Annotated in this window: 22 protein-coding genes and 1 riboswitch; of the genes, 13 read left to right on the top strand and 9 right to left on the bottom strand. The window is 54.0% G+C overall.

Annotation, left to right across the window (positions count from 1 at the left end):
• From JMJ16_RS47075 to JMJ16_RS47055, 5 genes are all read left to right on the top strand, one after another.
• Positions 1–2118 carry a CDC48 family AAA ATPase gene (locus JMJ16_RS47075; RefSeq protein WP_201392918.1) on the top strand — a complete coding sequence of 706 codons (2118 nt, stop codon included), beginning with the start codon at positions 1–3 and terminating at the stop codon, positions 2116–2118.
• A gap of 10 nt (positions 2119–2128) precedes the next feature.
• Positions 2129–3139 carry a GvpL/GvpF family gas vesicle protein gene (locus JMJ16_RS47070; RefSeq protein ID WP_201392916.1) on the top strand — a complete coding sequence of 337 codons (1011 nt, stop codon included), beginning with the start codon at positions 2129–2131 and terminating at the stop codon, positions 3137–3139.
• A gap of 29 nt (positions 3140–3168) precedes the next feature.
• On the top strand, positions 3169–3930 hold the full coding sequence (locus JMJ16_RS47065; protein ID WP_201392914.1) for a GvpL/GvpF family gas vesicle protein: 762 nt from the start codon (positions 3169–3171) through the stop codon (positions 3928–3930).
• A gap of 14 nt (positions 3931–3944) precedes the next feature.
• Positions 3945–4187 carry a gas vesicle protein GvpG gene (locus tag JMJ16_RS47060; protein ID WP_201392912.1) on the top strand — a complete coding sequence of 81 codons (243 nt, stop codon included), beginning with the start codon at positions 3945–3947 and terminating at the stop codon, positions 4185–4187.
• 292 nt (positions 4188–4479) lie between these two features.
• Positions 4480–4641: a hypothetical protein gene (locus JMJ16_RS47055; protein ID WP_201392910.1), complete on the top strand. Its 162-nt coding sequence runs from the start codon at positions 4480–4482 to the stop codon at positions 4639–4641.
• Positions 4642–4764: 123 nt separating this feature from the next.
• On the opposite strand, the gene JMJ16_RS47050 is transcribed toward JMJ16_RS47055, so the two are convergent.
• The 4 genes from JMJ16_RS47050 to JMJ16_RS47035 form a co-directional block, all read right to left on the bottom strand.
• Positions 4765–5559: an enoyl-CoA hydratase family protein gene (locus tag JMJ16_RS47050; protein ID WP_201392908.1), complete on the bottom strand. Its 795-nt coding sequence runs from the start codon at positions 5557–5559 to the stop codon at positions 4765–4767.
• Positions 5560–5693: 134 nt separating this feature from the next.
• Positions 5694–6488, bottom strand: a complete 795-nt coding sequence (locus tag JMJ16_RS47045) for an SDR family NAD(P)-dependent oxidoreductase (RefSeq protein ID WP_201375112.1) — start codon at positions 6486–6488, stop codon at positions 5694–5696.
• Positions 6489–6509: 21 nt separating this feature from the next.
• Positions 6510–8678, bottom strand: coding sequence for an FAD-dependent monooxygenase (locus tag JMJ16_RS47040; protein ID WP_201392906.1), 2169 nt, complete (start codon positions 8676–8678; stop codon positions 6510–6512).
• Positions 8675–9574, bottom strand: coding sequence for an LLM class flavin-dependent oxidoreductase (locus JMJ16_RS47035; RefSeq protein WP_201392904.1), 900 nt, complete (start codon positions 9572–9574; stop codon positions 8675–8677). Before JMJ16_RS47035 ends, JMJ16_RS47040 begins: the two co-directional genes overlap by 4 nt.
• 263 nt (positions 9575–9837) lie before the next feature.
• Here JMJ16_RS47035 and JMJ16_RS47030 point away from each other — a divergent pair, with 263 nt between their 5' ends.
• The 7 genes from JMJ16_RS47030 (at position 9838) to JMJ16_RS47000 (ending at position 18238) form a co-directional block, all read left to right on the top strand.
• The gene (locus JMJ16_RS47030; protein ID WP_201392902.1) at positions 9838–11247 is read left to right on the top strand and encodes a PQQ-binding-like beta-propeller repeat protein; all 1410 of its coding nucleotides are present in this window, start codon (positions 9838–9840) and stop codon (positions 11245–11247) included.
• A 206-nt stretch (positions 11248–11453) separates the two neighbouring features.
• Positions 11454–11611, top strand: a riboswitch (FMN riboswitch).
• A 352-nt stretch (positions 11612–11963) separates the two neighbouring features.
• Positions 11964–13253 (top strand): 3,4-dihydroxy-2-butanone-4-phosphate synthase, encoded by a 1290-nt coding sequence (gene ribB / locus JMJ16_RS47025; RefSeq protein WP_201392900.1) that lies wholly within the window; start codon positions 11964–11966, stop codon positions 13251–13253.
• Positions 13250–13732 carry a 6,7-dimethyl-8-ribityllumazine synthase gene (ribH, locus tag JMJ16_RS47020; RefSeq protein ID WP_201392898.1) on the top strand — a complete coding sequence of 161 codons (483 nt, stop codon included), beginning with the start codon at positions 13250–13252 and terminating at the stop codon, positions 13730–13732. The genes ribB and ribH overlap by 4 nt, the downstream gene beginning before the upstream one ends.
• Before the next feature lie 28 nt (positions 13733–13760).
• The gene (locus tag JMJ16_RS47015) at positions 13761–14360 is read left to right on the top strand and encodes a riboflavin synthase (protein WP_201392896.1); all 600 of its coding nucleotides are present in this window, start codon (positions 13761–13763) and stop codon (positions 14358–14360) included.
• A gap of 296 nt (positions 14361–14656) precedes the next feature.
• Complete coding sequence (locus tag JMJ16_RS47010; RefSeq protein ID WP_201392565.1) at positions 14657–15157, top strand: hypothetical protein; 501 nt, start codon at positions 14657–14659, stop codon at positions 15155–15157.
• Positions 15158–15387: 230 nt separating this feature from the next.
• Positions 15388–16401: an alpha-hydroxy acid oxidase gene (locus tag JMJ16_RS47005; protein ID WP_201392893.1), complete on the top strand. Its 1014-nt coding sequence runs from the start codon at positions 15388–15390 to the stop codon at positions 16399–16401.
• A 280-nt stretch (positions 16402–16681) separates the two neighbouring features.
• Positions 16682–18238 (top strand): alkaline phosphatase family protein, encoded by a 1557-nt coding sequence (locus JMJ16_RS47000; RefSeq protein ID WP_201392891.1) that lies wholly within the window; start codon positions 16682–16684, stop codon positions 18236–18238.
• A gap of 73 nt (positions 18239–18311) precedes the next feature.
• Here the strand turns inward: JMJ16_RS47000 and JMJ16_RS46995 are convergent, their stop codons facing one another.
• Both JMJ16_RS46995 and JMJ16_RS55290 read right to left on the bottom strand, forming a co-directional pair.
• On the bottom strand, positions 18312–18497 hold the full coding sequence (locus tag JMJ16_RS46995) for a hypothetical protein (protein ID WP_236602034.1): 186 nt from the start codon (positions 18495–18497) through the stop codon (positions 18312–18314).
• A gap of 271 nt (positions 18498–18768) precedes the next feature.
• The gene (locus tag JMJ16_RS55290) at positions 18769–19521 is read right to left on the bottom strand and encodes a group II truncated hemoglobin (protein ID WP_236602033.1); all 753 of its coding nucleotides are present in this window, start codon (positions 19519–19521) and stop codon (positions 18769–18771) included.
• Between the two features lie 313 nt (positions 19522–19834).
• Between JMJ16_RS55290 and JMJ16_RS46985 the strand changes: the two genes are divergently transcribed.
• Complete coding sequence (locus tag JMJ16_RS46985; protein ID WP_201392889.1) at positions 19835–20611, top strand: metallophosphoesterase; 777 nt, start codon at positions 19835–19837, stop codon at positions 20609–20611.
• Positions 20612–20690: 79 nt separating this feature from the next.
• On the opposite strand, the gene JMJ16_RS46980 is transcribed toward JMJ16_RS46985, so the two are convergent.
• The 3 genes from JMJ16_RS46980 to JMJ16_RS46970 form a co-directional block, all read right to left on the bottom strand.
• Positions 20691–22487 (bottom strand): L-lactate permease, encoded by a 1797-nt coding sequence (locus JMJ16_RS46980; protein WP_201392888.1) that lies wholly within the window; start codon positions 22485–22487, stop codon positions 20691–20693.
• A gap of 200 nt (positions 22488–22687) precedes the next feature.
• Complete coding sequence (locus JMJ16_RS46975) at positions 22688–23026, bottom strand: cupin domain-containing protein (protein WP_236602032.1); 339 nt, start codon at positions 23024–23026, stop codon at positions 22688–22690.
• A gap of 215 nt (positions 23027–23241) precedes the next feature.
• Entirely contained in the window at positions 23242–24588 is a 1347-nt protein-coding gene (locus tag JMJ16_RS46970; RefSeq protein WP_236602031.1) for a PQQ-binding-like beta-propeller repeat protein, read from the bottom strand.
• Between the last annotated feature and the right edge of the window lie 322 nt (positions 24589–24910).

The following is a 24910-nucleotide window of genomic DNA, read 5'->3' as shown; positions in this document are numbered from 1 at the left end:
ATGTCCGAGACGACGGTTCAACTCAAGGTAGTCGAAGCAAATCCGCGGGATGTGGGGCGTGGCATTGCCCGAATAGATCCAGAAGTGATGGAGAAATTGGGCATTAGTGACGCGGGGGAGGTTGTGAGCCTCAAAGGCAAACGGGAAACAGTTGTTAAGATCATGCCAACCTTTCCAGAGCAACGGGGGCGCGGCATTGTCCAGGTAGATGGCATCATCAGGGAAAACGCGCAAATAGGGATTACCGAACAGGTGAAGCTTGCCACGACCACTATCGCGGAAGCAGAAAAAGTGACCCTCTCTCCCTTGACCTTAATTGATAGAACGACCACAGACGCGGCTTACCTTTCCAGGCAACTTACAGCTATTCCAGTGATCGCCGGAGATAGGGTTCAAACTACCTTTTTAGGCTCGAAGAAGCAGGACTTCCGCGTGCTGGATACCCGGCCCACCGGAGCAGTGATGATCACGCCACGAACCACCATCGCTATCACAGGTCAGGGAAAGGCAGCAGAGGCGCGGTTGACGTACGAAGATATTGGGGGCCTTGGCAATCAAACGCAGCGCATTCGCGAGATGATAGAGCTCCCGTTACGTTTCCCTGATATTTTTGCGCGCTTAGGCGTTGATCCCCCCAAAGGAGTTCTTTTGCACGGTCCCCCTGGCTGTGGCAAGACATTGATCGCCAAAGTGATCGCCAATGAAACCGATGCCACCTTTTTCCAGCTCTCCGGCCCGGAGATAATCCATAAGTTCTATGGTGAGTCCGAAGCGCACCTGCGAAGTGTCTTTGAGAAGGCCAAACACAGTGCTCCAGCCATCTTATTTTTGGACGAGTTGGATGCGATCGCGCCGAAAAGAGAAGGCTTGGGAGAGGAAAAACAGGTTGAGCGTAGAGTGGTGGCTCAACTATTGGCCTTAATGGACGGTTTGGAGGAACGGGGGCAAATCATCATTATCGGCGCAACTAATTTACCTGATGTTCTTGATCCAGCCCTTCGCCGTCCTGGTCGCTTTGATCGAGAAATTGTTATTTCGATCCCGGATAAAAATGGGCGGCGCGAAATTCTCATGATTCACACCAGAGGCATCCCATTAGCGGATGATGTTGACCTTGAACGGCTGGCGTTTTTAACTCATGGTTTTGTGGGGGCGGACCTTGCAGCTTTAGCGCGTGAAGCAGCAATGCATGCAATTCGTCGATTGATGCCTAATATAGACTTTGAACGGAAAGTAGTGCCAGAAAAGGACATCCTTTCTCTTGAGGTATGCATGGAGGATTTCCTCAATGCGTTACGTGAGATCGAGCCATCCGCCATACGCGAGTTCTTTACGGAGATACCAGAAATAGATTTTTCCGATATAGGCGGGTTGGATGAGGTCAAGCAAATACTGAAAGAGACGGTCAGAGATCCCTTATATCATCCTGAAGTGTATGCCAGGGCAAATACCAGGCCAGCCAAGGGGATTCTCTTAACTGGTGAACCAGGAACGGGAAAGACGCTGATGGCCAAGGCGATTGCCAAAGAAGCGGAAGTCAACTTTATCACGGTCTCCGGTCCAGAATTGCTTTCAAAATTTGTTGGTGAAAGCGAGCGAAGCATTCGTGAAGTATTTAAAAAGGCCAGGCAGGCTTCTCCCTGCATTTTGTTTTTCGACGAAATTGAAACGCTCGTCCCCCGGCGGGGAAAAACGACAGGCGAGCAGGTAACCGAGCGGGTAGTTGCCCAGTTCTTAACCGAAATGGATGGAATTGAAGAGTTGAAGGGTGTGCTGGTGCTGGCAAGTACCAACCGATCGGATTTGATAGATCCGGCCATGTTGAGACCGGGACGGTTTGATTTTGTAATTGAAATGCCGAAACCTGATTTGAAAGCGCGGGAGGAGATCTTTAAGGTTCATACAAGAGGGAAGCCCTTAGGTAAAGGCATCACGCCAAAAAGCCTGGCCATGGAAACTGAGAATATGGTTGGGGCAGAAATTGCTTCCATTTGCCAGAAAGCCAGCCTTCTGGCAATACGGGAGTTTCTAGAAAGCAAAGAAGAAGATTTAGAGAAATTAACTATTGAAAAGAGGCATTTTAGCGAGGCAATGCAAGGCTCAGTAACGCGTCTTTAAGGGGAAAAGTATGCAAAATGGTATATATGTCTACTGCATTATTAAAACGAGCGAGCACCAAGAGTTGGGCGCGATTGGCATTGGCGATGCTGTAGCCTCTAATGTCCAAACCATAGGGTTTAAGGATATAGCCGCTGTTATTTCCCACAGTCCACTGGTGGTCTATGACACCTTGAGTAAAGAAAAAGTCATCAAAGACTTATTCACTCACGAACGAGTCATAGAGAAAATAATGGGCCGTTTTACCACTGTGCCAGTGAAATTTGGGACCATGGTAGAAACCGAAGATCGAGTCATCGAATTTCTGGAAAACGGCTACACTCTGCTGAGAAATGAGTTAGACAAAGTGGAGGGGAAGATAGAACAGGATGTGGTGGCCACGTGGGAACAGCCAGCAGTCCTTGCAATTCTTGCTCGTCAAAACGAGCAGCTTCGCGAAATGCAACAGAAAATTGCGTCGGAAGGAGAGCAGGTGAGTATAGAGGATAAGGTTCTGCTTGGCCAATTAATTGATCAAGCTCTGAAGACAGAAAAGAATAAATACCAACAATTGATATTACAAGATCTTAAACAAGAATCAGTAGATATTTGCCCGCACGATATGATAAGTGATGATATGATCTTCAACGCTGCTTTTTTGCTGGAAAAGAAAAATCAGGAGGCTTTTGATAATGCCATTCATTCTCTGGATCAAAAATTGGAGAATACTGTCTATTTTCGTGAGGTAGGTCCACTTCCTCCCTATAGTTTCTCCACAATTCTTTTTAAAAGGATCGATCCAGAAGAAGTCGAAGAGGCGAAAAACACGCTTGGTTTGACTGGAGAGATAACGGAGGAAGCTCTCCGTGATGCATATTACCGGCTTGCAAAAAAATACCATCCTGATAAAACAAGCGGAGACACTTCTCAGGAGTTTCAAGTAATTCAAAATGCCCACAGAACGCTGAGAAATTTCATTGAGGGCGGACTGATACACACGAAGGTCTATCGATGGAAAGAAGACGTTCAATGGGATAGCTGATCCCAGCAAGATAACGAAAGGTGAAAAAGATGAACAACCAAGAAGGCCGCTATCTCTATGGCATTTTGGCAGATGGGGAAAGGAAAGAGTTAGGGCCAATCGGTATTGGCGACAGAAACGATACTGTCTATACCCTACCCTACCAGGATATAGCAGCAGTTATTTCCTGCTCGCCGGTCGTCAAATATCCAGTGACCAGGGATAATGCACTTGCACACGCGAAAGTGTTAGACAGAGCGGTAGAAGAAGGCACTGTCTTACCCGTAAAATTCTGTACGATTGCAGAAAATGAGAATGCAATCATAGATAAAGTGCTTAAAGACCGTTACCAGGAATTCGTTGACTTATTGAAGGAAATGTCAGATAAAATGGAATTTGGTATAAGAGCACTTTGGAGGGATAAAGATGCGGTTTACGAGGAAATAGTCGAAGAACATAAAGACATTAAAGCATTGAAGCAAAAGTTGCTTAAAGAAAAAGATAAGCAGAAGAGGTACGCAGGAGCTGTAAAAGTTGGAGAGTTGGTAGAAAAAGCACTGGCGGAAAAGAAACAAAGAGAAGGTACAGAGATACTTGAAGCCCTGAAGCCGCTCAGTCTTAAGTGGAAAGAGAATTCGTTGTACGGAGACATGAACATATTGAACACGGCCTTTTTGACCTTCAGGGAAAGGGAAAGTGCTTTTGATGAAAAAGTGCATAGCCTGGGAGAGAAGTACGGAGAGAAAACAAATTTGAAGTACACATCCTCTCTCGTCCCATTCAATTTCGTAGAAATCGTGATTCATTGGTAGGAGGAGCTTTGCCCATGTTAATGCTTACTGGTTTCTTAATCGCCCTCATGCTTCCGGTAAAAGGTTTGATAGGGATCTTCAAGAAAATTGCCGAGATGGCGGAGGCGGAATTAACCGACGAGTCCAAAATCAGGGAGGGGTTGGTGCAACTGGAGGACTTGTACGATAACGGTAAAATCACTGAGGAGGAGTATCATGAGCGAGAGGACCAGCTTATGGAAAGACTCAACATGGCCAGGGAGAATAAAGACGAATAAAGACTAGAGGCTGTGTGAAAGGCTATACGTTGCGAAAATGACCAGATCACAATTGACAGCGATAAGGTCCTGAAAGACACAGAAAGTCTTCCATTACAGTCACTTTGTCCACAAAAGGTCATGCCTTCCTCCAGACCTTGTTTAGTATACAGGTGGCAGTAAAGATAACTTCTTTCGGAGGTATGAGACTCAGTATTATTAGCTGCTTGTATACTTATATCTGATAGCTCTTCTTCTCTGGATAAAGAGGCCAGAAGAAGATACGTCAGATACATAGATGAAGGAGTGAGTTATGTCTAGCTTATTTCCCAAACGTCGGAGCAAAATGACGAATTCAGCTGGTAAAGGGAAGAGAGGTAATAAAAAACCTTTGATTTCCTTTGGCAGACCCAAGGCACCCAAGGCAAAGCAAGCGCAAAAAAAATTCCTGGGCATTTTTGGTAAAGGGAAATAAATGCTTCCCCTGAATCCTCTCCTGGCCTGCCAGAAAGTCAGTTGCGCTTAAAATAGAAGGGGGATGTGCGTGTGTTTCTCGGGTTTCTGCCGAGAAACACACGCACATCCCCCTTCTATAAAGCTAACGACCAGTGAATTTAGGCTTCTGCTTGTCCTTGGCCGCTTCGTAGAAGAGGCGATGGTCCTCGCCCATGAGCATCAAGGCCTGAGCCTGGGCCTCGGCCTCCAGTGCTGAGACGATGTCCATGTGCTGTTCGGCGTTGAGCATGTGTTTAGTCATGGAGAGAGCGAAACCCGGACCCTGGGCCAGCTTGCGCGCCCATTGTAGGGTTGCCTCCTGTAACTCCTCATGCGGAACGACGCGGTTAACAAGCCCATAGCGCTCGGCGGTCGCGGCATCAATGGTGTCGCCAAGCATCAAGAGTTCGGTGGCACGCCCCATGCCGATGACACGTGGCAACATGTGTGCCGCCCCCATGTCAGCGCCTGTTAAGCCCACACGTGAGAAGAGAAAGGCGATGCGTGCCTTCTCCGAGGCAATGCGCAGGTCTGAGGCCAGGGCCAGGACCGCGCCCGCGCCCGCCGTCATGCCATTGAGGGACGCGATAATGGGCTTGTCGAGCAAACGCATATGTTGCACGACCGCGCCTGTCATACGTGTAAACTCCAGATGTCCCTTCATATCGCGCTTAAATAGCTCACCAATAATTCCATGCACATCCCCGCCGGAGCAGAAATGCTCACCCGCGCCTGTTAGCACCACGACACGCACCTCGTCGTTGCCGCGCAGTCCGGCGAAGAGGTCGCGTAACTGGGCGTAGATATCAAAGGTCAAGGCATTCATGACCTCGGGCCGGTTAAGTGTAATGTGAGCGATTCCATCCTCGCCTACCTCATAGAGAAAGTCGTAACTCATAAAGCTGCCTTTGCTTTCTGATACAATAACTTCTCGCCACTACGTGGCTCGCCGGGTAAGGGGTGTGGTGACGAGGCTGGCTTTGCCAGCCTCGTCACCACACCCCTTACCCCTTTGTGATGCACATGCGGTGCTTACGACATAACGCCGCCGCCATCGAGGTTGATGGCCTGGCCTGTGATGCCTTTGGCGATGTCCTGGGCGAGGTAGACCGCCAGGCCCGCTACCTCTTCAGGGGCGATCAGACGACGCTGGGGGCTTGTTTTAGCCAGGAAGTCACGGACCTGCTCCTCGCTTTTGCCAGTCAGGGTCATCATGTTGCGCACATTGCCATCCGTCATGGGCGTATCAACGTAACCAGGACAAATGGCGTTTACTGTCACATTATAAGGAAGCAGCTCGGCGGCCAGGGCGCGCGTCAGGCCGAGCACGCCATGCTTGGAGGCCGTGTAGGCCGCGATATAGCGATCCCCTACACGCGAGGCAATAGAGGCGATATTGATGATACGCCCTCCACGCTGCTCAATAAAGGTCGGTGTCAGAGCCTTGCAGACATAGTAGACGCTGGTCAGGTTAATGGCCAGCATGCGATGCCAGAGTTCATCGGGATGATCCACAAACTTATGACTGCCCGCGTTTCCTGCGTTATTGACCAGGATATCGACACCACCCAGGCCTGCCCGGAGCGTTTGCGCCATGCTGCGCACCTGCTCGGGATCGGTCACATCGCAGCACACAGCCAGGCTCTCACGCCCCTTCGCCTTGATCTCACTTACGAGCTGCTCCAGCTCTTCAGCCGAGCGCGCCGTCACGCCAACGGCAGCTCCGGCATCCGCCAACGCCAGGGCGATACTGCGTCCAATCCCCCGACCCGCGCCCGTGACGATGGCGCGTCTCCCCGCCAACGGCAAATATTGCTCTTGTGTCATAGTTCGTCCTCACGTTTCTATTCATCCACTGTACCAGAGGCAGAGGTCGGCACGACCAGCTGCCAGGACGGTGTTGATTTCGTTGCTGGTGGTCAGGTAGCCACCGACGAGGGTGGGAATGCCCGCCTCGTTGCGCACACGGTCGCTGAGCGCGGAGAGGAAGCCACGACCATAGGTAAGCTCGCTGGCTGGCGTAGTCTGCCCGGCCTCGACGATAAGGAGATCACAGCCCTGCTCACGCAGGAGGCGCGCGACCTGGATGGCCTCGTCTACCTCCATCCCGCCTTTCTGGCAATCGCCCACGCTGAGCGAGACGGCCAGGGGCTTCTCAGCCGGCCAGGCCTGGCGCACGGTCTCAAAGAGCTCCAGGGGGTAGCGCATTCGTCTCTCAAGCGAGCCGCCATATATATCTTCACGTTTATTAGTGAGCGGCGAAAGAAAGCTGGCAAGCAGATAGCCATGGGCATAGTTGAGGGTCAGCAGGTCAAAACCAGCCTCCTGCGCCATGCAGGTCGCAGCGACAAAGGCCTGGCAAACTCGCTGCATGCTCTCCCGCTGCATCTCCTCGGGAACCTGGCTACGCCCCGTATAGGGGATGGGCGAGGCCGAGATAAGTGGCCAGGCACCCTCACTGAGAGGTCTATCCAGGCCCTGCGAGCGAGGGTAGGTCGCGCCACGCCGTCCCGCATGCCCAAGTTGCAGGCCGATCTTCGCGCCGGGGCGCGCATGAACGGTGGAGACGATGGCTCGCCAGGCCTCCAGGTGATCGCGCTGGTATAACCCCAGGCTGCCGGGATGGATGCGCCCGCCAGCCTCCACAGCCACCATCTCGCTGAGCACCAGGCCCATACCGCTAGCAGCGGCCCTCTCCAGGCGCTCAGCATACACGGGAGCGGGACAACCCGCCTCGGCCTCTTCTGGCGCTCCTGGCTGAGCGACAACGCGGTTAGTCAGCGGTAAGTCACGCGCCTTAAAAGGCGTGAAGAGCGGAGGAGGCGCGACCAACGGCACAACCCCCTCAAGAGGGCAAGCGTGATCGCCTTGTGCTGTTACTTGTCGGGCCTGACTGGCCCAGTGACGCGCGATGGCATCGCCGAAATGGGTATCGCGCAGGCGTAGATCATCATAGGTTACACGCCCGCTACGTGTTAGCAGTTGGAAGGCGAAGGTCATAGGATCGAGGTCCAGGTAGCGACTCAAGGTCTCGAAATAGACGCGGCTCTCCTGGGCCGCCCGCTGGAATAGCTCCACGACGGGCTTGCGCTCAAGCTCGTAGGTATTGAGCGCACTCTCCAGATCACTTGAACCCGCCAGGGCCTCGGCGAGCTTGATAGCGTCCTCCATGGCAAGTTTGGTGCCTGAACCAATGGAGAAATGCGCCGTATGCGCGGCGTCCCCAAGCAGCACGATGTTCTTATGGTGCCAGTGCCGCGTCTTGAGCGTGGGAAAATTGATCCAGCGCGACTTGTTGGAGAGCAGGGGCGCGCCCTGTAAGAAGTTGGCAAAGAGCCGCTCACAATAGGCCAGGCTCTCCTCCTCACTCGCCTGGTCCAGGCCCGCGCTCAGCCAGGTTTGCTCGGCGCATTCTACAATAAAAGTGCTTGAGGAGCCGCTGGAGGGATAGGCATGGACCTGGAAGAGGCCATGTTCATTTTCTTGAAAGATAAAGGTGAAGGCGTCAAGCACCTTGTCGACACCGAGCCAGATATAGCGCGCCTTGCCTGACTCTACCTTCGGCTTAAAGTGCTCGGCATATGCCTGGCGCACGACGCTGTTGATCCCATCGGCCGCGATCAGAAGATCATAGGGACCAATCTGCTCCAGATCCTGTACCGGGTAGCCGAAGCACAGGTTCACGCCCAGTTCGGCACAGCGCTGGCGCAGGATGTCGAGCAGGAAGACGCGCGAGACGCTGGCGATGACATGACCACCACAGCGGATGGTCTCTCCACGGTAGTAGACATCGATTGCGTCCCAGATCACAAAGCCACTGGTGAGCTGTTCGTAGGTAGGGTAATCGGCATGCTGGAAAGATGACAACGTCCGATCTGAGAAGACGACACCCCAGCCATAGGTCACATCGGGCTGGTTACGCTCAAGGATAGTGATATCATAATCGGGATGTGCCTTCTTGAGCAGGAGACCACAATAGAGGCCTGCTGGCCCTCCACCCAGGATAACTATCTTCACCAGCCACCCTCCTCACCCTTTCTCGCGACGGTATGCCCGTTGGAATAACCCAGACCTTGTAGCACCTTTGCCAGGCGCTCGACCTGCTCTATACGCGGGACGGTGGGGAAGAGAATGACCTCGTCGCAGCCCGCCTCTGCGTAGCCACGCAGGTATTGCGCAATGGCCTGGGGAGTGGTCAGCAGGCCCTCGGCGATCTTCTGGGCAAAGGGGCCTGTAAAGGCGTAGTAGTCGCGCAGGTAGCTCATACCATGCAGTTTCTCTTCTTCACCAAGGGCGAAATAGGCCTGGGCGCGCAGTTGCGGCCTACCTGGACGCCCCATGTCGCTCCAGGCGGCAAGGGCCTTGGCAGCCGCGCGCGCAAAGGTCTTGGGCGGACCTCCACCATGTACATAGCCCTCCCCATAGCGCGCCATGCGGGAAAACACCTGGTCGCTCTGTCCCCCTATCAGCAGCGGCGGGCCACCCGCGCGCCGCTTCACCGGACCAAAGGCTGGATCGTCCCACAAATCGCGCAGCATCCCCAGCATCTCGGTAAAGCTCCGGCCACGCTCCTGGTACTCAATACCAACGGCGTCGTAATCATCCTGGCGTGCACCAACGGCCACGCCCAGGACGAGGCGACCATCTGAGAGGGCATCAATACTGGTTATTTGCTTGGCGAGGAGCATAGGATTACGCAGGGGAGCGATAATGATCATGCTAACAAGCTGGAGACGCCGTGTCACAGCGGCGGCGGCGGTAAGCGCGGTAAGAGGATCATAGCTATCGTAGACGACGCGATCAATGACACCCAGGCTGGAGAAAGGGCCATATTCTGCCTGGCCCGCCCATTCTACCATGAGGTGTCCATCGGTACCCGGCACACCACCAGGTAAGCCTATTCCGACGCGCATAGAGTAACCCCCTTGTTACTTTTTTTTCGTTTTTTTCTGGCTGGATTACTTAACAGTATGTCACATCGTATCGCTATATCTCAAGCAGTAGCCGCGTACGCAAGTAGCCGTTACTGCTGCACACAACCATCACATCTTTCACCTATGGGCGCCGTAGACGCGAAAAACCCTCACGCGTCAAACGTGTATTATATTGATTACTATCTCTGTATATTGTTGTTTTGTAGAGTCCATGCTGGCATGGACTCTTGAAGAGGAAAACCATGCCTGGAAAACGTATCTCGTTGCTCTCACTCCTCTGTTGCCTGGCTCTTATACTTGCGGCCTGTACGACAAATGGATCACAGTCATCCACTGACAAGACGTCAACCATTCATAATGCACACCCTACGACTCTACCGACTAGTATACCCACTCCTGGCAACAATGCTGATTGGACTATGTACCATCATGATGACGCACGCAGCGGTTACCTACCAAACACGCCTGATCCACACAGCCTCAGCAAGGCCTGGAGCCTCAAGCTGGATGGCGCGGTGTATGCCGAGCCGCTGGTAATTGGCAACCATGTCATAGTGGCAACCGAGAATGATACGCTCTATGCCCTGGATACCAAAACAGGACAAATACAATGGCAACGGCATGTGGGTACGCCTGCCGCACGTAGCAACTTGCCATGTGGCAATATTGACCCTCTTGGAATTACCGGCACGCCGGTCTATGATCCCGCGACCAGGTTGGTCTTTGCGGTCGCGGAGATTAGCCAGGGGGCAGCTCATATCCTGGTAGGCGTCGATGTGCAATCGGGCCAGGTAAAGGTCAGGCGCAACATTGATCCACCCGGCATCGAGGTCGTTTCACACCAGCAGCGGGCGGCGCTCGCCCTTGCCAATAACACGGTCTATGTCGCGCTAGGTGGCCTGGCTGGTGATTGCGGCAACTACCATGGGACCGTGATTGGTTCACGCACCGATGGCCAGGGGAAGCTCCTTGTCTACCAGGTACCGACCAACCGCGAGGGGGGCATCTGGGCGCCTCCGGGTCCAGTTATCGACGCCGATCAGAAACTTTATGTTGCGGTCGGGAATGGTGAATCTACAAGTGGAGATTGGGACCATACCGATTCCGTCTTACGTCTCTCGCCTGAGCTTGAGCTTGAGGAAGGCTTCGCACCCCAGCAGTGGGCACAGGATAACTCTACCGATGCCGACCTGGGCTCAATGAGTCCCGTCCTGCTCTCCAATGGCCTGATCTTTAGCGCGGGCAAGTCCGGTCAGGGTTACGTTGTACGCGCGCATGCACTGGGCGGCGTAGGAGGCCAGCTCAATGAGCAGACTGTCTGTCGCTCCTTCGGCGGCGCCGCCACTGATGGGAGCCAGGTCATCCTCCCCTGTGTCGATGGCGTTCAGCAGATCACCGTCAATACGGATGGCAGCATTACCCCCGGCTGGAAGGCTCCTTCACAAATCAATGGCTCGCCCATCATCGCCGGTCACACAGTCTACACCTTAGCCCCCCAGGGGACGCTCTATGCGCTCAATAGCGCTAATGGCTCCACTCGTGCCTCTCTAGCCATTGATGCGATGACACGCTTCGCCACGCCAACCATCAGCGGCCAGCAGATCTTCATCGGCACCACCACAGGCATCACCTCCATCAACTTAGCCGCTTAATAAACACCCTTCGCACCTGCGACGCTCAGGAGCTAAGGGGTGTGGTGGCTGTTGGCTGGCTCCGCCAGCCAACAGCCACCACACCCCTTACCCCGGCAAGCTTGCGAGCCAGGGCGGATAAACTGAAAATCCTGTGATGCAAATATCTTAATTTGACATCTGATGAATTTTGTATTATTTTCTTAATAGAAGTTTTTCTCACAATTGAATGTCTTCGGGGCAGGGTGAGGAGAGATTGCCATTCTCTATGGAGAAGGCAGCTCTGCAATTCCCGACCGGCGGTTACAGTCCGCGACCCGTGTTCCACGGTGGATCTGGTGAAACTCCAGGGCCGACAGTATAGTCTGGATGGGAGAAGACGAAATAACCACATGAGCGCTATGCGCGTACATGATGGTACCAATGTGTAGCCTGACGCTGCTCAAGCACGCGTCTACATATACTAGGTGCCATCATATGTAGACGCATGTTTGAGCAGCGTCAGGCCATATAGTTCAATGCTGCTGCGCACTGCTTAGAAACCCGTCTACGTATACGTGTCATGGCCGCTCTCAGCGCTACTAAGAACCTGCTACTTGCTACCCTAAAGAGCATCAGGTACAGAGCCACTTATGATGCGCTCGTCTCCCCCATTCATGTCTGTTACTCACACTGCTTTCCCCATGTTCTGCCTCTGAAGATATTCTTGCTGTTTGGAATCGCAAGGAGAAAGCGCTATGCAAACTCTTGGCTTGAATATCCATGCTCAAGAACTAGAGGCGGGATCACAAACACACTATATCAGCGTGCCGGAGGCGATTGAGGCCATGCGCGCGGGTAAGATGGTGCTCATCTGCGACGACGAGGAGCGCGAGAATGAGGCCGATCTCTGCCTGGCCGCGCAATTTGTCACGCCCGAGGCCATTAACTTTATGCTGCGTTCGGCACGCGGGCTGATCTGCACCTCTCTCAGCGCGGAGCGGCTCGCCGCGCTGAAGCTCCCCATGCTCGATCAGTCGGACCAGCCATTACAAGGGACCGCTTTTACGTCCTCCGTTGATGCACGCTCTGGCACTACTACGGGTATCTCCGCACGCGACCGCGCCACAACCATTCGCGCCCTGGTCAATCCCGCTACACAGCCCTCCGACCTGGCACGACCTGGACACGTCTTCCCGCTCATGGCCAGGCCGCAAGGCACGCTTGAGCGGCGTGGACATACCGAGGCCTCGGTTGACCTGGCACGTCTGGCAGGCCTGGAGCCAGCAGCAGTGATCTGTGAAGTGCTCAACGACGAGGGCGAGGCGGCCCGTGGCGAAGAATTGCACACCCTGGCACGCCAGTGGGGGATCGGCATTGTGACTGTGGACGCCATCGCCCACTATCGCTCACAAGAGCAGGTTCGCCTCATCGCCACGACCCGCCTCCCTATCGCGAACAGCAACTTTCTCCTGTGCGACTACCTGGAGATCGCCAGCGATCAGCATTACCTGGCCTTCATCCTCGGCGATCTTGCAACAGACAGGCAAGAACCCCCACTATTACGCCTGCATTCGGCCTGTACCACCGGCGACATCTTTGGCTCACAGCGTTGCGATTGCCAGGCTCAGCTCCACACCTCCCTCCAGCGCATCGCCGAAGAGGGGCGTGGTATCCTCATCTACCTGCCCCAGGAGGGACGCGGCATCGGGCTGAGCGCCAAGATCCAGGCCTACGCCCTACAGGACCAGGGCTACGATACGATCAGCGCCAACGAGCTGCTTGGCTATCCCGTGGATGCGCGCCGCTATGATAGCGCGCTCGCCATCCTGCGCGACCTCTCGCTGACCCATGTGCGCCTGCTGACCAACAATCCGCGCAAGATTCAGGCCCTGAACGAAAGCGGCATCCAGGTTGAGCGTGTCTCCCTGGAGATCAAACCTACACACGAAAACCAGAACTATCTCGTCACCAAGCAGCAACGTCTAGGTCATCTCTTACAGCTCGGCACATCGCATGGTGCCAATCAGGAAGGAACAATCCTATGATGCCAACGCCAAACCTCTCTATTCACCTGCCCGAACCCAACCTGGACGGACGAGATCTACACATCGGTATCGTCGTTGCACGCTACAACTGGGCCATCACGGGCGCCATGCTTGAGCGGGCCACCGCTGAACTGATCCGCCTGGGCGTCGCACCCGAGCATATTCAGGCCCGTAGCGTCCCCGGCGCATTTGAACTGGCGACCCTCGCCCATGGCATGCTCGCCAGTGCGCACTACGATGCCCTGCTCTGCATCGGCTGCGTCATGAAGGGCGCCACGCGCCACGACGTCGTCGTCAGTGATGCCGCGGCACAGGGCATCCAGCGCCTTGCTCTGGAGAGCGGTATCCCCATCATCTTCGGCGTTATCTGCGCCGAGAGCCAGCAACAGGCCGAAGAGCGCATCGAACGCGCCACAGAATGCGCCCGGGCCGCAGTCGAAATGGCCCGCAGCCTGCAACAACTGCATACACATAATTAAAAGAAAGCAAAGAAAGAGAGAAAGTAGTATGTTTTCTGGAATCGTTGAAGAATTAGGAACCCTCAAAGCCTGTGGGGAGCGCGGCCTCACCATCTCCGCCTCTCTCGTCCTGGCGGACCTGGAGATCAAAGACAGCGTAGCCGTCGACGGCACCTGCCTGACTGTAACCGAGATGGGACCCGACTGGTTCTATGTCGACACCATGCCCGAAACCCTGCGCCGCACGCGCCTGGGTTCGCTTAAGCCTGGCGATAAAGTCAACCTGGAGCGCTCACTTCCCAATCAGGGCCGCATCGGTGGACACATGGTCCAGGGTCATATCGAGGCCGCTGCGCCCGTCCTCAACGTCACTCAGGATGGTATGGCCCTCCAGGTCGAGGTAGCCCTCCCCCAGGAGCTACGCTCATACATCATCCCCAAGGGCTTTATCGCCCTGAATGGCGTCAGTCTGACCATCATCGACGTCCTGGCCGACCGCTTTACCTTCGCCCTCATCCCCTATACTCAGGAACACACCAACCTGGGTGAGGTGCGACCCGGCATGCTACTCAACATCGAAAGCGATATCATCGGGCGCTACGTCGTTCAACACCTGCAACACTATGTAGGGCAAGAAACAAGCGTTTAAACATCGAGAGTGCAGGAATGATGCCGGAGAGCACGACGCTGCTAACCCCATTCGGGGGCAAGCGCACGCGTCTACATATGGGGTATGGGAGGCGTGTCGCTCCTTGATATGTACTTTAGCAGCGTTGGTCTTACACACGGGGCCAATATTTTTCCACCATGTATACTGGCATTGAGAACAAGAGTAGGGTGGTGTGGTGAGCCGTGGCAGCCGTAGGCTGCCACGGCTCACCACACCACCTCTCCCCGCGAAGCGCCGCAGGCGCTGAGAAATCCAGAGAAGAAAGGGTACATATCATGACTTCAAGGTCTGACTTTACAGCCGAAGAATGGAAACTTATCTGTCACGCACCCCTGAGCGTTGGTGGGGCGGTCGCAGCCGCATCCCCCAGCGGATTGGTGGGTTCCATCAAAGAGGGCACAACCATCGTCAATAGCATGCGCCAGGCGGCTGATCGCCACCGCGATAGCCAGCTCGTGCAAGATATTATGCCCAAAGGCATTGGCCGTGACCAGATCGAGAGCTGGACTAATACCGCGCGCAGTGCCCTTAGTCAGTCCAATGCCCAGCGCTTGAGAGATCAAAGCATTGAGGAGTGTCGCCAGGTATCTAGTATTCTGCAAACAAAGGGTACACCTCAAGAAGCGCAGTCCTTCAAGCTCTGGCTGCTGGAGGTTGGGCAGGATGTCGCCAATGCCGCAACCGAAAAGGGCAATGTAGCTGGCCAGAACATCAGCCCACAGGAGACTCAGGTCCTCCACGATGTAGCGAATGCTCTTAACATCCCCGAGCGCTAAAACCTGGATACCTTACCAAAGGGGGAGGGTCGTCTCGACGTAGCCACCCCCTTTGGCTTCTACCTTGCTTTCTCCTACATAATGGTCTAAGCTAATTTTAGCTGACTCCGTATGCGAATTATTTGTGGTAGATGGTATGGGGCGCCAGGGCAGCCATAGGCTGCCCTGGCGCCCCATACCATCTACCAGGCGAGCGCCACAGACGCGAGAAATAAGGTAGGAGGCACTACATGCAGTATTTTAATGTAATGGACTACGAAGCCCCGGCCCAGGCGCGCATGAACGCCGCTCACTGGGACTACTACGCAGGCGGTAGCGGCGACGAGATCACGCTACACGCCAATCGCGCCATTTTTGACCATATTCGTTTACGGCCACGTATGCTTGTAGACGTTACCACCTGTGATACCTCGACAAGCGTGCTGGGCTGCCCCGTCTCTATGCCTATCCTGGTCGCCCCCACGGCGCAACACGGCTTTGCTCATCCCGAGGGCGAGTGCGAGACCGCACGCGGCGTGGGCCAGGCAGGCACCTTGCTAACCGCCTCTTCGGTCTCCTCCCGCAGGCTAGAAGATGTGGCCGCAGCCGCCAGTGGACCACTCTGGTTCCAACTGTATGTCTTTGACGACAACACTATCACGGTCGACGTGGTCCAACGAGCCGAGCAAGCGGGGTATAAAGCCATCGTTCTGACCGTCGATGTCCCGCGCTTCGGCAACCGCGAGCGCGACCTGCGCAACGCCTTTCATCTGCCTGCATCAGCCAATTTCGATGTACCAGATGTCACCAAGCTCAAGCCCTCGTTGACCTGGAGAGATCTGGCCTGGCTCAAATCGCTCACCTCGCTTCCCATCCTGGTCAAAGGCGTCCTGACAGCGGAAGACACCATTCTGGCTCTTGAACATGGCGCCGATGGCATTATCGTCTCCAACCATGGAGGGCGACAGCTGGATGGAGCCATTACCAGCCTGGAGGCACTCCCCGAGGTAGTTGAGGCAAGCAGTGGACGCTGCGAGGTCTATTTTGATGGCGGCATTCGCCGGGGTACCGATGTCATCAAGGCCCTGGCGCTGGGCGCGCACGCCGTTCTCGTTGGGCGTCCAGTTCTCTGGGGCCTGGCCGTCAATGGGCAGGAAGGCGTGCGCCACATCCTGGAACTCCTCCGCAATGAGCTGGAGCTGGCAATGGCCCTCTGCGGCGCTCCAACCCTCAAACAGATCACACCCACGCTCATTCGCCGCTAAAAAAAGAATATTCCACGCCTTTTAACGCTTACTTAGCAAAGCCTTAACACAGAAGCGCTACAATCAAGACGCGGAGCATATAACTTTAACTAATTAACCTGGTAATTGTTGGTATGATCATTACCAAAGTAATTAGCTAAAGAGCTTCATATTGGCAATTTTAACTCAATTAACCTCTCTTATGCGGAAACCAACGCCACTACCGTGGCTAGCGCTTCGCGCTCAGGTTTCCGAAAGGCACTTATGGAAAAATCTGGAAAAGGAGTCGACGCTACCTGATATGAAGAAATCGCGTAAATTATTCGCTGTTCTAGGTGTTGTGGCGCTTCTAGGCGTGCTCTTCGCGTCCTTCAACGTCGCACGTTCGGCGCTTGCCGCACCAACCGATAACACCCCAGACTGGCAGTCAGGGCCAAAAACCCAGACACCAATCAAACACGTTGTCGTTATCTTTCAGGAAAATGTCTCTTTTGACCACTATTTTGGCACCTATCCAAACGCCAAAAACAGCGCGGGCGAGCCAACTTTCAAAGCGCTCCCTGGTACCCCCTCGGTCAATGGTCTCACCGATGCTCTGCTGAACAATAATCCAAACGCGGCCAATCCAACTCGCCTGGACCGCTCTCAGGCCGTTACATGCGACCAGGATCATGCCTACACCGACGAGCAGAAGGCCTATGATCATGGCCTGGTCGATAAGTTTGTAGAGTCCGCCAGTGGCGGCAGTTGCCCAGATAAATCTATCGTGATGGACTACTATGATGGCAACACGGTCACGGGCCTCTGGAACTACGCTCAGAACTATGCCATGAACGACAACTCGTTCGGCACCACCTTTGGTCCATCGACCCCTGGCGCGCTGAATCTGATCTCGGGCCAGACCCACGGCACCACCCCTAGCACTCTCGCATCCCCTGGCCATCCCATGATCTCCAATGGCTCTGTACTCAACGACTTCGATCCTGCCTATGACGATTGCTCTAACTCTACCAATGGTGCACTGACTGGCAAAAACGTTGGCGATCTGCTCAACAGCAAGAACGTCACCTGGGGCTGGTTCGAGGGTGGCTTCCGCCCAACGGCTACCACCAATGGTAAAGCCGTCTGCGGCTCGGCCCACACCAATATCGCTGGCTCATCCGTCACCGATTATATCCCTCACCATCAGCCTTTCCAGTACTACCAGTCGACCGCCAACCCCCATCACCTGGCGCCTACCTCGGCGAAGATGATTGGTAAGACTGACCAGGCCAACCACCAGTATGATATGAGCGATTTCTGGAGCTCCATCGACGCTGGCAACATGCCTGCCGTCAGCTTCCTGAAGGCCCCTGCTTACCAGGACGGCCACGCTGGCTACTCCAATCCCCTCGACGAGCAGCACTTCCTGGTTGATACCATCAACCGCTTGCAGCGCAGCCGCGACTGGAACAGCACGGCTGTCGTGATCTCATATGACGACTCCGATGGCTGGTACGACCATGTCATGCCTCCCGTCCTGATGCAGTCGAACGATCCTAACGATGCCCTGACCGGTCCCGGTGCCTGTGGCACACCCAAGACTGGCACCTACTCTGGTCGCTGCGGTTACGGTCCTCGCCTGCCCTTGATGGTCATCTCTCCCTACGCCAAGCAGAACTATGTCGATCATTCTATCACCGATCAGAGCTCTGTCCTGCGCTTCATCGAGGACAACTGGAATATGGGTCGCATTGGCGATCAGTCTTCCGATGCCATCGCTGGCAGCATGCAGAATATGTTCGACTTCTCCCACCGTGGAGACAACAATCACAGCCTGATCCTCGATCCCAACACCGGCGAACCCGTCAGGAAATAAATCGTTAAGCTAAAAAGCGGAGTGGCGCGGGACAATCCCGCGCCACTCCGCTTTTTAGCTTAACAGTAACGGCTTAGGAGGCCAACGGCTCAACCTGGGTAATCAGGCGAACACCGCGCCGGAACGTGATATAGGCCCAGGCCCACTGCATCAGGACCAGGATGCGGTTCTCAAAACCAATCAAGTAGTAGATGTGGATGAGTAGCCACAACACCCAGGCAGGGAAACCCCAGAGCTTGAGACGGCCCATTTGCTTCATTTAGATTTTTTTTCTTCTATCTTTCTGCCTTTATTATTGCACTTATAGCTGTGCTTTACCCTTAAAAGTTTTTCTGGGGCGTCTGCTTTCGCGCCTGTCCCTTGACCAATCCGTTGTTTTGACAGGACCATTGAGTACCTGTAAATTTTGGAATGAAGTGAGAGAAAATTTTAAGGATGCAAGGGATGGCGGCCCTCTTCAGGAGGGCCGCCATCCCTTGCATCCTGTAGGTTCCTGCCTTTTTTGACATTGATACAGAGCACTTCTGCGACTATTGTGACATACCAGAAGTAATCCAGCGTTGGAAGAGATCGAGTTTTTCTTGTGACCAGGCACCATCACACGGCATCGACCCGCTTTGCAGGCGGTGCAGAATGGCAGAGGCGTGATTTTTGACATCCTCGTACGACCACAGATCAAATGCCCATTTCATTGATTGTCGATCCTTTGGGCGAAATAGTGGCTGAATATGCTCTGAGAAATGCACTGGTTCATCGGCTGCGGGAAGGGCGGCACTCTCTTGCTCCACGGGCTGCTCGGCCAAGGCGGAGACTCTAATACCTGGAGGGCCTGCGGTGCCCCAATCCCAGCGGGGTACAGGCATGTGAAGCGGGGGATGTGCGCCTGGGGTCGAGTTTTCTACGGCCAACCGTGATCCCCACTCAATGTAGGAGACAAAGGCTGAGCGGAACTCCGGATCGGTCGGCAAACCGGCCTCATCGGCAGCTTGGCAGATCAAATAGGCCCAGCGAGCTCTCTGAGCCTCAGTGAGTCCCTTCCCTATATGCTGGGAGACCATACGTGAGTAGCCACCATAGTGTTCAGTGTAGGTCTTTGGCCCTCCAAAAACTTCGCCGAGCCAGGTAGCTACACGTTCGGGGTGATCCGGTGCCATATCTGCGAAAAGAGGAGCCAGGAGCGCATCTTGCGGTACATACTTCTCGTAAAAAATGCGCGTCATACGCGTTAAAGCTGCCAACCCACCGGCCCACTCAAACAGGATTGGTTCTTGTTTTTCTGTCAAACTTTTGTATCTTTCTAGTATCAGAATGGGAACGAAACAAGCCTACTTGCTTGTTTCACTTCTTGCATATTATAAGTTGTTTACACCAGCTTGTCGCTGTCTATTTCTCCTGAATAGAGCCTGTCAATTTTGACAGGTGGTTTGGGAACGACAAACCGTATTGTTCTTCACCCCCAGAGGAATAGTAGTACTTCCATAAGGTTGTATATAAACACGTTTCTGGTTCAGAATGTGACAAAACTGTACTTCTCATCTATACTCTTATAGATAGAGCTCCATATTTCTGGTAAAATTACTGTCGAAAGGACACAGCATGCGTCTCGCTATCTTGTCTGACATTCATGGCAATTCCATCGCGTTGGATGCAGTTCTAGAGGATATTCAGAAGCAGGGAGGCGCCGATGGTTACTGGATACTGGGTGACTTCTCGGCACTTGGTCACGATCCAGTGGGTGTGCTCGAACGAGTCACAACCTTGCCCAACGCCAGCTTTACGCGTGGCAATACTGATCGCTACATCATTACTGGCGAGCGACCTGGACCTACCCTGGAAGAGGCGCAGACTCATCCCCACCTGGTTACCAAGTTGGCCGAACTCTCAGCAAACTTTGCCTGGACTCAGGGCTTTATTCAGGCGCGAGGCTGGTGGGATTGGCTGGCCGAACTCCCGCTGGAGATTCGTCTGACCCTGCCGAATGGCACACGTGTGTTGGGCGTACACGCTGCGCCGGGCCTGGATGACGGTCCAGGCATACATCCGGCCTTGAGTGAGGAGGAATTGCGCAAGGCTCTCGCCCCAGCAGAGGCTGACCTGGTAATTGTTGGACATACACATTTCCCCCTGGAGCGTCGCGTGGAAAACGTACATGTGCTAAACCTGGGCAGTGTGAGCAATCCGATCATCCCCTCGCTACAAGCCAGCTATGCGCTGCTCAATACCAATGCAAATAGCTACCAGATCCAGCAACGCTTCGTCGATTACGACCACCAGGCCGTCATCGAGACCATCCAGAAGATCTCACATCCAGCGGAGAAGTTCCTGACACAATTCATGCGCGGCGAAAAAATATCGCCCTGGGCGCAGATGTGAGAAAAGCGAGAAGGCCAGCAACGGAAACGATCACACTTCCGTTGCTGGCCTGTATCCTGCTATTTTTTCACCGCTCACACTAGGGAATCATGCCCGGGAAGACATATGCCTGGAGCAGAACGAGAATGCCTACCAGGGAAACCAGAATCACACTATGCACGAAGACATAGCGCAGGATATCGCCCTCGCCACCCTTCTGGCCCGTAGCGACGCCCGCGACGACAATGCTCTGGGCGTCGAGCATCTTACCCATCACACCTCCACTGGAATTGGAGGCAGCGGCCAGTACAGGTGAGATGCCCAGTTTTTTGGCTGTGATGGTCTGCAAGCTTCCAAAGAGCACGTTGGATGAGGTATCGCTCCCCGTCAAAGCCACGCCAAGCCAGCCCAGAACGGGCGAGAAGAAAGGAAAGAGCAGACCCGTGCTAGCAAAGGCCAGGCCCATGGTCGCATCCAGGCCAGCGTAACGCGTCGTGTAGCCTATCGCAAGCATAGCCGCAATGGTCAGGAGCGAGAAACGCAGGCGCATCAGCGTGCCCCAGAAGGTTTTCAAGAGCTCCAAAGGCTTCAAGCCCAGGACAAAGCCCGAGATGACACCCGTAAGCAGCAGGGCCGTACCCGTGGCGGAGAGCCAGTTGAAATCAAAGAGCGCGGCCTCCTTCGTCGGCGTAGCAACAACTGGTGGAGCGCGCAGAACAAGGTTGTGCAGGAAGGGCACGGGAATCTTGGGATCGGAGAGAGCGTTGAACCAGGCTTTGACGCCCGCCAGGCCCCAGATGAAAAGAATCACGGCGAGAATAATCCAGGGCAGCCAGGCTATAAGGGCGCGCTGAAAAGAAATCTCCCCAGCGTCAGGAGCAAGGCTGACCTCGCCCACGCCAGAAGCACTGGTCGTAGCACGCACCGACTCAACATCGCTCTCATCCAGTGAAACAGCGCTCGCCGAGGCTGGAATAGGTTGCCCTCCAGCTACCACTCCCCCCTCGGTCGCTGAAGTCTCCTCTGGCGTATTCGCAGAGGTCGCAAGCGCCTCGCGCTCCTCAGCAAAACGCCAGGTTGTCTTAGGCTTCCAGATACGCAGAAAAACGACCAGGCAGAGAATCGAGACCAGGGCACCAATAATATCCACCAGTGTATAGGTAAAGTAGTTACTAATCACAAACTGCGTCAACGCGAAGCTCAGACCTGTAACCAGGCAGGCGGGCCAGACCTCAAGCATACTTCTCCAGCCCGACATGGCGAAGATGAGCCAGAAGGGAACGATAAGCGAGAAGAAGGGGAGCTGGCGCCCGATCATCGCACTCAACACATCTACTGGAATCCCTGTGACTGTCGACAAACCGTTGATGGGCGCCCCGAGCGCGCCAAAGGCCACAGGTGCGGTATTCCCAATCAAAGCCAGGCCCGCCGCGGGCAGGGGACGAAAGCCCAAGCCAATCAGCATAGCCGCCGTCACCGCGACTGGCGTACCAAAGCCGGCCGCTCCTTCAACGAAGGCCCCGAAGCTAAAGGCAATCAAAAGCAATTGCAGACGACGGTCATCCGCCAGGTTCGCCACCGTCTGCTTGACAATCTCAAAATTGCCTGTGCGCACGGTAATATCGTAGACAAAGATAGCGCCAATAATAATCCAGCCAATGGGAAAGAGGCCGTAGGCCGCGCCATTCAGCGTAGCGGCAAGAGCTTTTTGTGCGGGCATACCAAAGACGAGGAGCGCGGCAAGCAAGGCTGTAGCCAGGCCCGCCAGGGCGGCCCAATGTGCTCGCACATGAAAGAAACCTAGTAGACCAAGCAGTACGATAACAGGTAGGGCCGCGATAAGCGCGGAGAGGAAGAGATTACCCAGGACAGGCGTGTAGGATTGAGTCCATGTCATACACTGACCTCCTTGCGACATCGTATGACCATAGCGCGCGACATCATTGTGCGCGCTCACCTCCAGGGAAAACAAGGGTATTAAGCGTAGTATAACATGGAATATGCGCTACTTACTAACGCACCTGGGCCTCCCAGCGGTGTGCAAGCCCTCAGCGTAGGCGCGTACTTTGTGCCCTTTAGGGTAGTAAGTAGCGCACCTCACCTACGCTGCGAATATTCCGCGGGTGCGAAGAAGACAAGCACGCTCAGAGCCTCCGTGATCGAATGAAAACGGTGCTCCATGTTGGCGGGAACAAAGACCAACGAGCCTGGCTCGACCGCGATATGCTCCTGCGCCACCTGAAGCTGACCACGCCCCTGAACGATATAATATAGTTCGTCCTCAGTGTGCGGCGGCTGGGGATCGCTCGCGCCCACCTCCAACTGGTAGAGGCCCACGCTCATCGAGGGTACACGCAAAAACTCGTGATAGAGCTTTCCCGTCTGCTCACGCGCGGCAAATATATCTGCTAAGGTAAAAGCCTGCTTCTCTGGCATATTTGCTCCTGCTCTTCATATGATGGTACTCTAAAACCCTGCCCAGTATTATCGCGCGCTATGTGGCTCCAAAGAAAGTGCCACTTTTCTCAAAACAGGGCATACCACTTCCTCAGTCAGGCAATAAGATCTTATTCCGAAACCCAACGTCACTCTCGTGACTAGCGCTTCGCGCTCAGGTTTTCGGAGAAGTAGTAACCAGGCAAATGAAGAAGCTAGAGCACCGTAAAGCCTAGCAACTGCGTGGGCTGTGTTGATGCATGATCACCCCAATAACAACGGCCAGGCAGCAAAGGTTTATGATTAGGGAGAGGCGTTGCTGTCACGGCCATAACAGGAGGGTTAAAACAACTACTATCCTGCCAGAGCGGTTGACCAGTATATCTATCAATTGCTAGAATTGAAGAATAGGAATCAAAAGAGGCCATGACATAGATTGAGCGTTCATCCTGCGCAAAAACAGGCTTTTGAAGGGCTGATGGTTCATACTGAGATGGCGTTGTATATTGCCAGACCTGTGACCCATCACCTGATCGCAAAGCCCTCACATTGATACCAGCTCCGTAGCCAGCATATAGCACCTCGCTTTGATCCCATACCTCCCAGATCCACACAGGAAAAGTCACTTTCCAATACAGGTTGCCGGTATTCGCGTTCAGGGCCAGCACTTGTTCAGTATAGTCGTTCTGTTGTGCCGAGCCAACCGTAAAAAAGATCACACCTTGGGAGACCGTAAATAGAGGCTGCTGCTTGCGTACCTCCAACGGGCCTAAAGGTTGCCTTTTATCCAGCGCACCTGTAAGAGGGTCTAGGGTATAAAGTGCCACATGAGGAACAGTTGCCCAACTATCTTCATACGTCGCGGTCCACACATAGACTTTCCCATCAACGGCGATGCCAACATTCCCCGTTTCGGCCAGGCGTGAACACCAGATTTGTTTGCCATTGTTGGCCTCTAGAGCACAAACGCTACGCCTGGCGCTTTTCGGATCCGACGTTCCGGGATTACTTCGTTCGTTATCGTCACTATATGTCGTTGTATAGATAATACCATCAGCAAGCGCAAAGTTACCTAAAGAGTCCCCACCATACCTATCGATGTCATAATACCATAAAAATTGTCCGTTAGCTGCATTCAAAGCAAATACAGCATCACCTCCCACTACGTCACCAGGCAGGGTCTGACTTACTTTTAAATAAATGATGCCGTTCTGACTTAAAATATGCGAGAAGCTACTACCAACTACCTGTTCCTGACACCACTGCTGCCGTCCATCATGCAAATTAATTGCACATAACGCGCCGTTATTGGCCACCACATACACCTGGTCATCTACTCTGTCTACCACCATAGTAGATGCTATATCATAATGCTTGAGTAAGGCCCCATCCCGTGTGCGCAGGAAACACAAAACTAATCTTGCGTCAGAGCCACTCCCTGAGCGAAAAGCCGCAACCAGGGCCTTCTCTCCCGCAACATATTCGCCCGGCTTCACCTCACCCTGGGTACGACATGCCGTTACTGGAACTTCTGGACCAGTAGCAGTACCTCTGGAGCTCATGCCACAGGCTAACCCGGACACAATCAACAGCCCAAGCGCACCCAGGAGTAAGAAGCGAGAGTGTATTGACCATTTATGCCTGGATACTCCATAACTTAAATACAACTCACCTCTCCTATTCTTCTTTTGCATACAGATACAAGCTTTTTAGCGAAGCCCTCACATTTACCTATAGTAACGTTAAGGTTTCTGCAAAAATTGCTGTGATATCACAAAGCTTTCTACACATAGCGGTCTAGAAAAATCATAATTGGTGAGGTGATCTGGAATTGCGGATTATGTCTAATACAAGTTGGTGGCGCTGACTACGTGCCAGCGCCAC

It is taken from the genome of Ktedonobacter sp. SOSP1-52, assembly GCF_016587395.1.
Note: the sequence above shows the minus strand (reverse complement) of the source record. Positions and strands in the feature narration are given on the sequence as shown.

Coding starts and splice junctions, on each gene's coding strand:
- JMJ16_RS47075 (WP_201392918.1), top strand. CDS start 1: ATGTCCGAGACGACGGTTCAACTCAAGGTAGTCGAAGCAAATCCGCGG.
- JMJ16_RS47070 (WP_201392916.1), top strand. CDS start 2,129: ATGCAAAATGGTATATATGTCTACTGCATTATTAAAACGAGCGAGCAC.
- JMJ16_RS47065 (WP_201392914.1), top strand. CDS start 3,169: ATGAACAACCAAGAAGGCCGCTATCTCTATGGCATTTTGGCAGATGGG.
- JMJ16_RS47060 (WP_201392912.1), top strand. CDS start 3,945: ATGTTAATGCTTACTGGTTTCTTAATCGCCCTCATGCTTCCGGTAAAA.
- JMJ16_RS47055 (WP_201392910.1), top strand. CDS start 4,480: ATGTCTAGCTTATTTCCCAAACGTCGGAGCAAAATGACGAATTCAGCT.
- JMJ16_RS47050 (WP_201392908.1), bottom strand. CDS start 5,559: ATGAGTTACGACTTTCTCTATGAGGTAGGCGAGGATGGAATCGCTCAC.
- JMJ16_RS47045 (WP_201375112.1), bottom strand. CDS start 6,488: ATGACACAAGAGCAATATTTGCCGTTGGCGGGGAGACGCGCCATCGTC.
- JMJ16_RS47035 (WP_201392904.1), bottom strand. CDS start 9,574: ATGCGCGTCGGAATAGGCTTACCTGGTGGTGTGCCGGGTACCGATGGA.
- JMJ16_RS47030 (WP_201392902.1), top strand. CDS start 9,838: ATGCCTGGAAAACGTATCTCGTTGCTCTCACTCCTCTGTTGCCTGGCT.
- ribB (WP_201392900.1), top strand. CDS start 11,964: ATGCAAACTCTTGGCTTGAATATCCATGCTCAAGAACTAGAGGCGGGA.
- ribH (WP_201392898.1), top strand. CDS start 13,250: ATGATGCCAACGCCAAACCTCTCTATTCACCTGCCCGAACCCAACCTG.
- JMJ16_RS47015 (WP_201392896.1), top strand. CDS start 13,761: ATGTTTTCTGGAATCGTTGAAGAATTAGGAACCCTCAAAGCCTGTGGG.
- JMJ16_RS47010 (WP_201392565.1), top strand. CDS start 14,657: ATGACTTCAAGGTCTGACTTTACAGCCGAAGAATGGAAACTTATCTGT.
- JMJ16_RS47005 (WP_201392893.1), top strand. CDS start 15,388: ATGCAGTATTTTAATGTAATGGACTACGAAGCCCCGGCCCAGGCGCGC.
- JMJ16_RS47000 (WP_201392891.1), top strand. CDS start 16,682: ATGAAGAAATCGCGTAAATTATTCGCTGTTCTAGGTGTTGTGGCGCTT.
- JMJ16_RS46995 (WP_236602034.1), bottom strand. CDS start 18,497: ATGAAGCAAATGGGCCGTCTCAAGCTCTGGGGTTTCCCTGCCTGGGTG.
- JMJ16_RS46985 (WP_201392889.1), top strand. CDS start 19,835: ATGCGTCTCGCTATCTTGTCTGACATTCATGGCAATTCCATCGCGTTG.
- JMJ16_RS46980 (WP_201392888.1), bottom strand. CDS start 22,487: ATGACATGGACTCAATCCTACACGCCTGTCCTGGGTAATCTCTTCCTC.
- JMJ16_RS46975 (WP_236602032.1), bottom strand. CDS start 23,026: ATGCCAGAGAAGCAGGCTTTTACCTTAGCAGATATATTTGCCGCGCGT.
- JMJ16_RS46970 (WP_236602031.1), bottom strand. CDS start 24,588: ATGAGCTCCAGAGGTACTGCTACTGGTCCAGAAGTTCCAGTAACGGCA.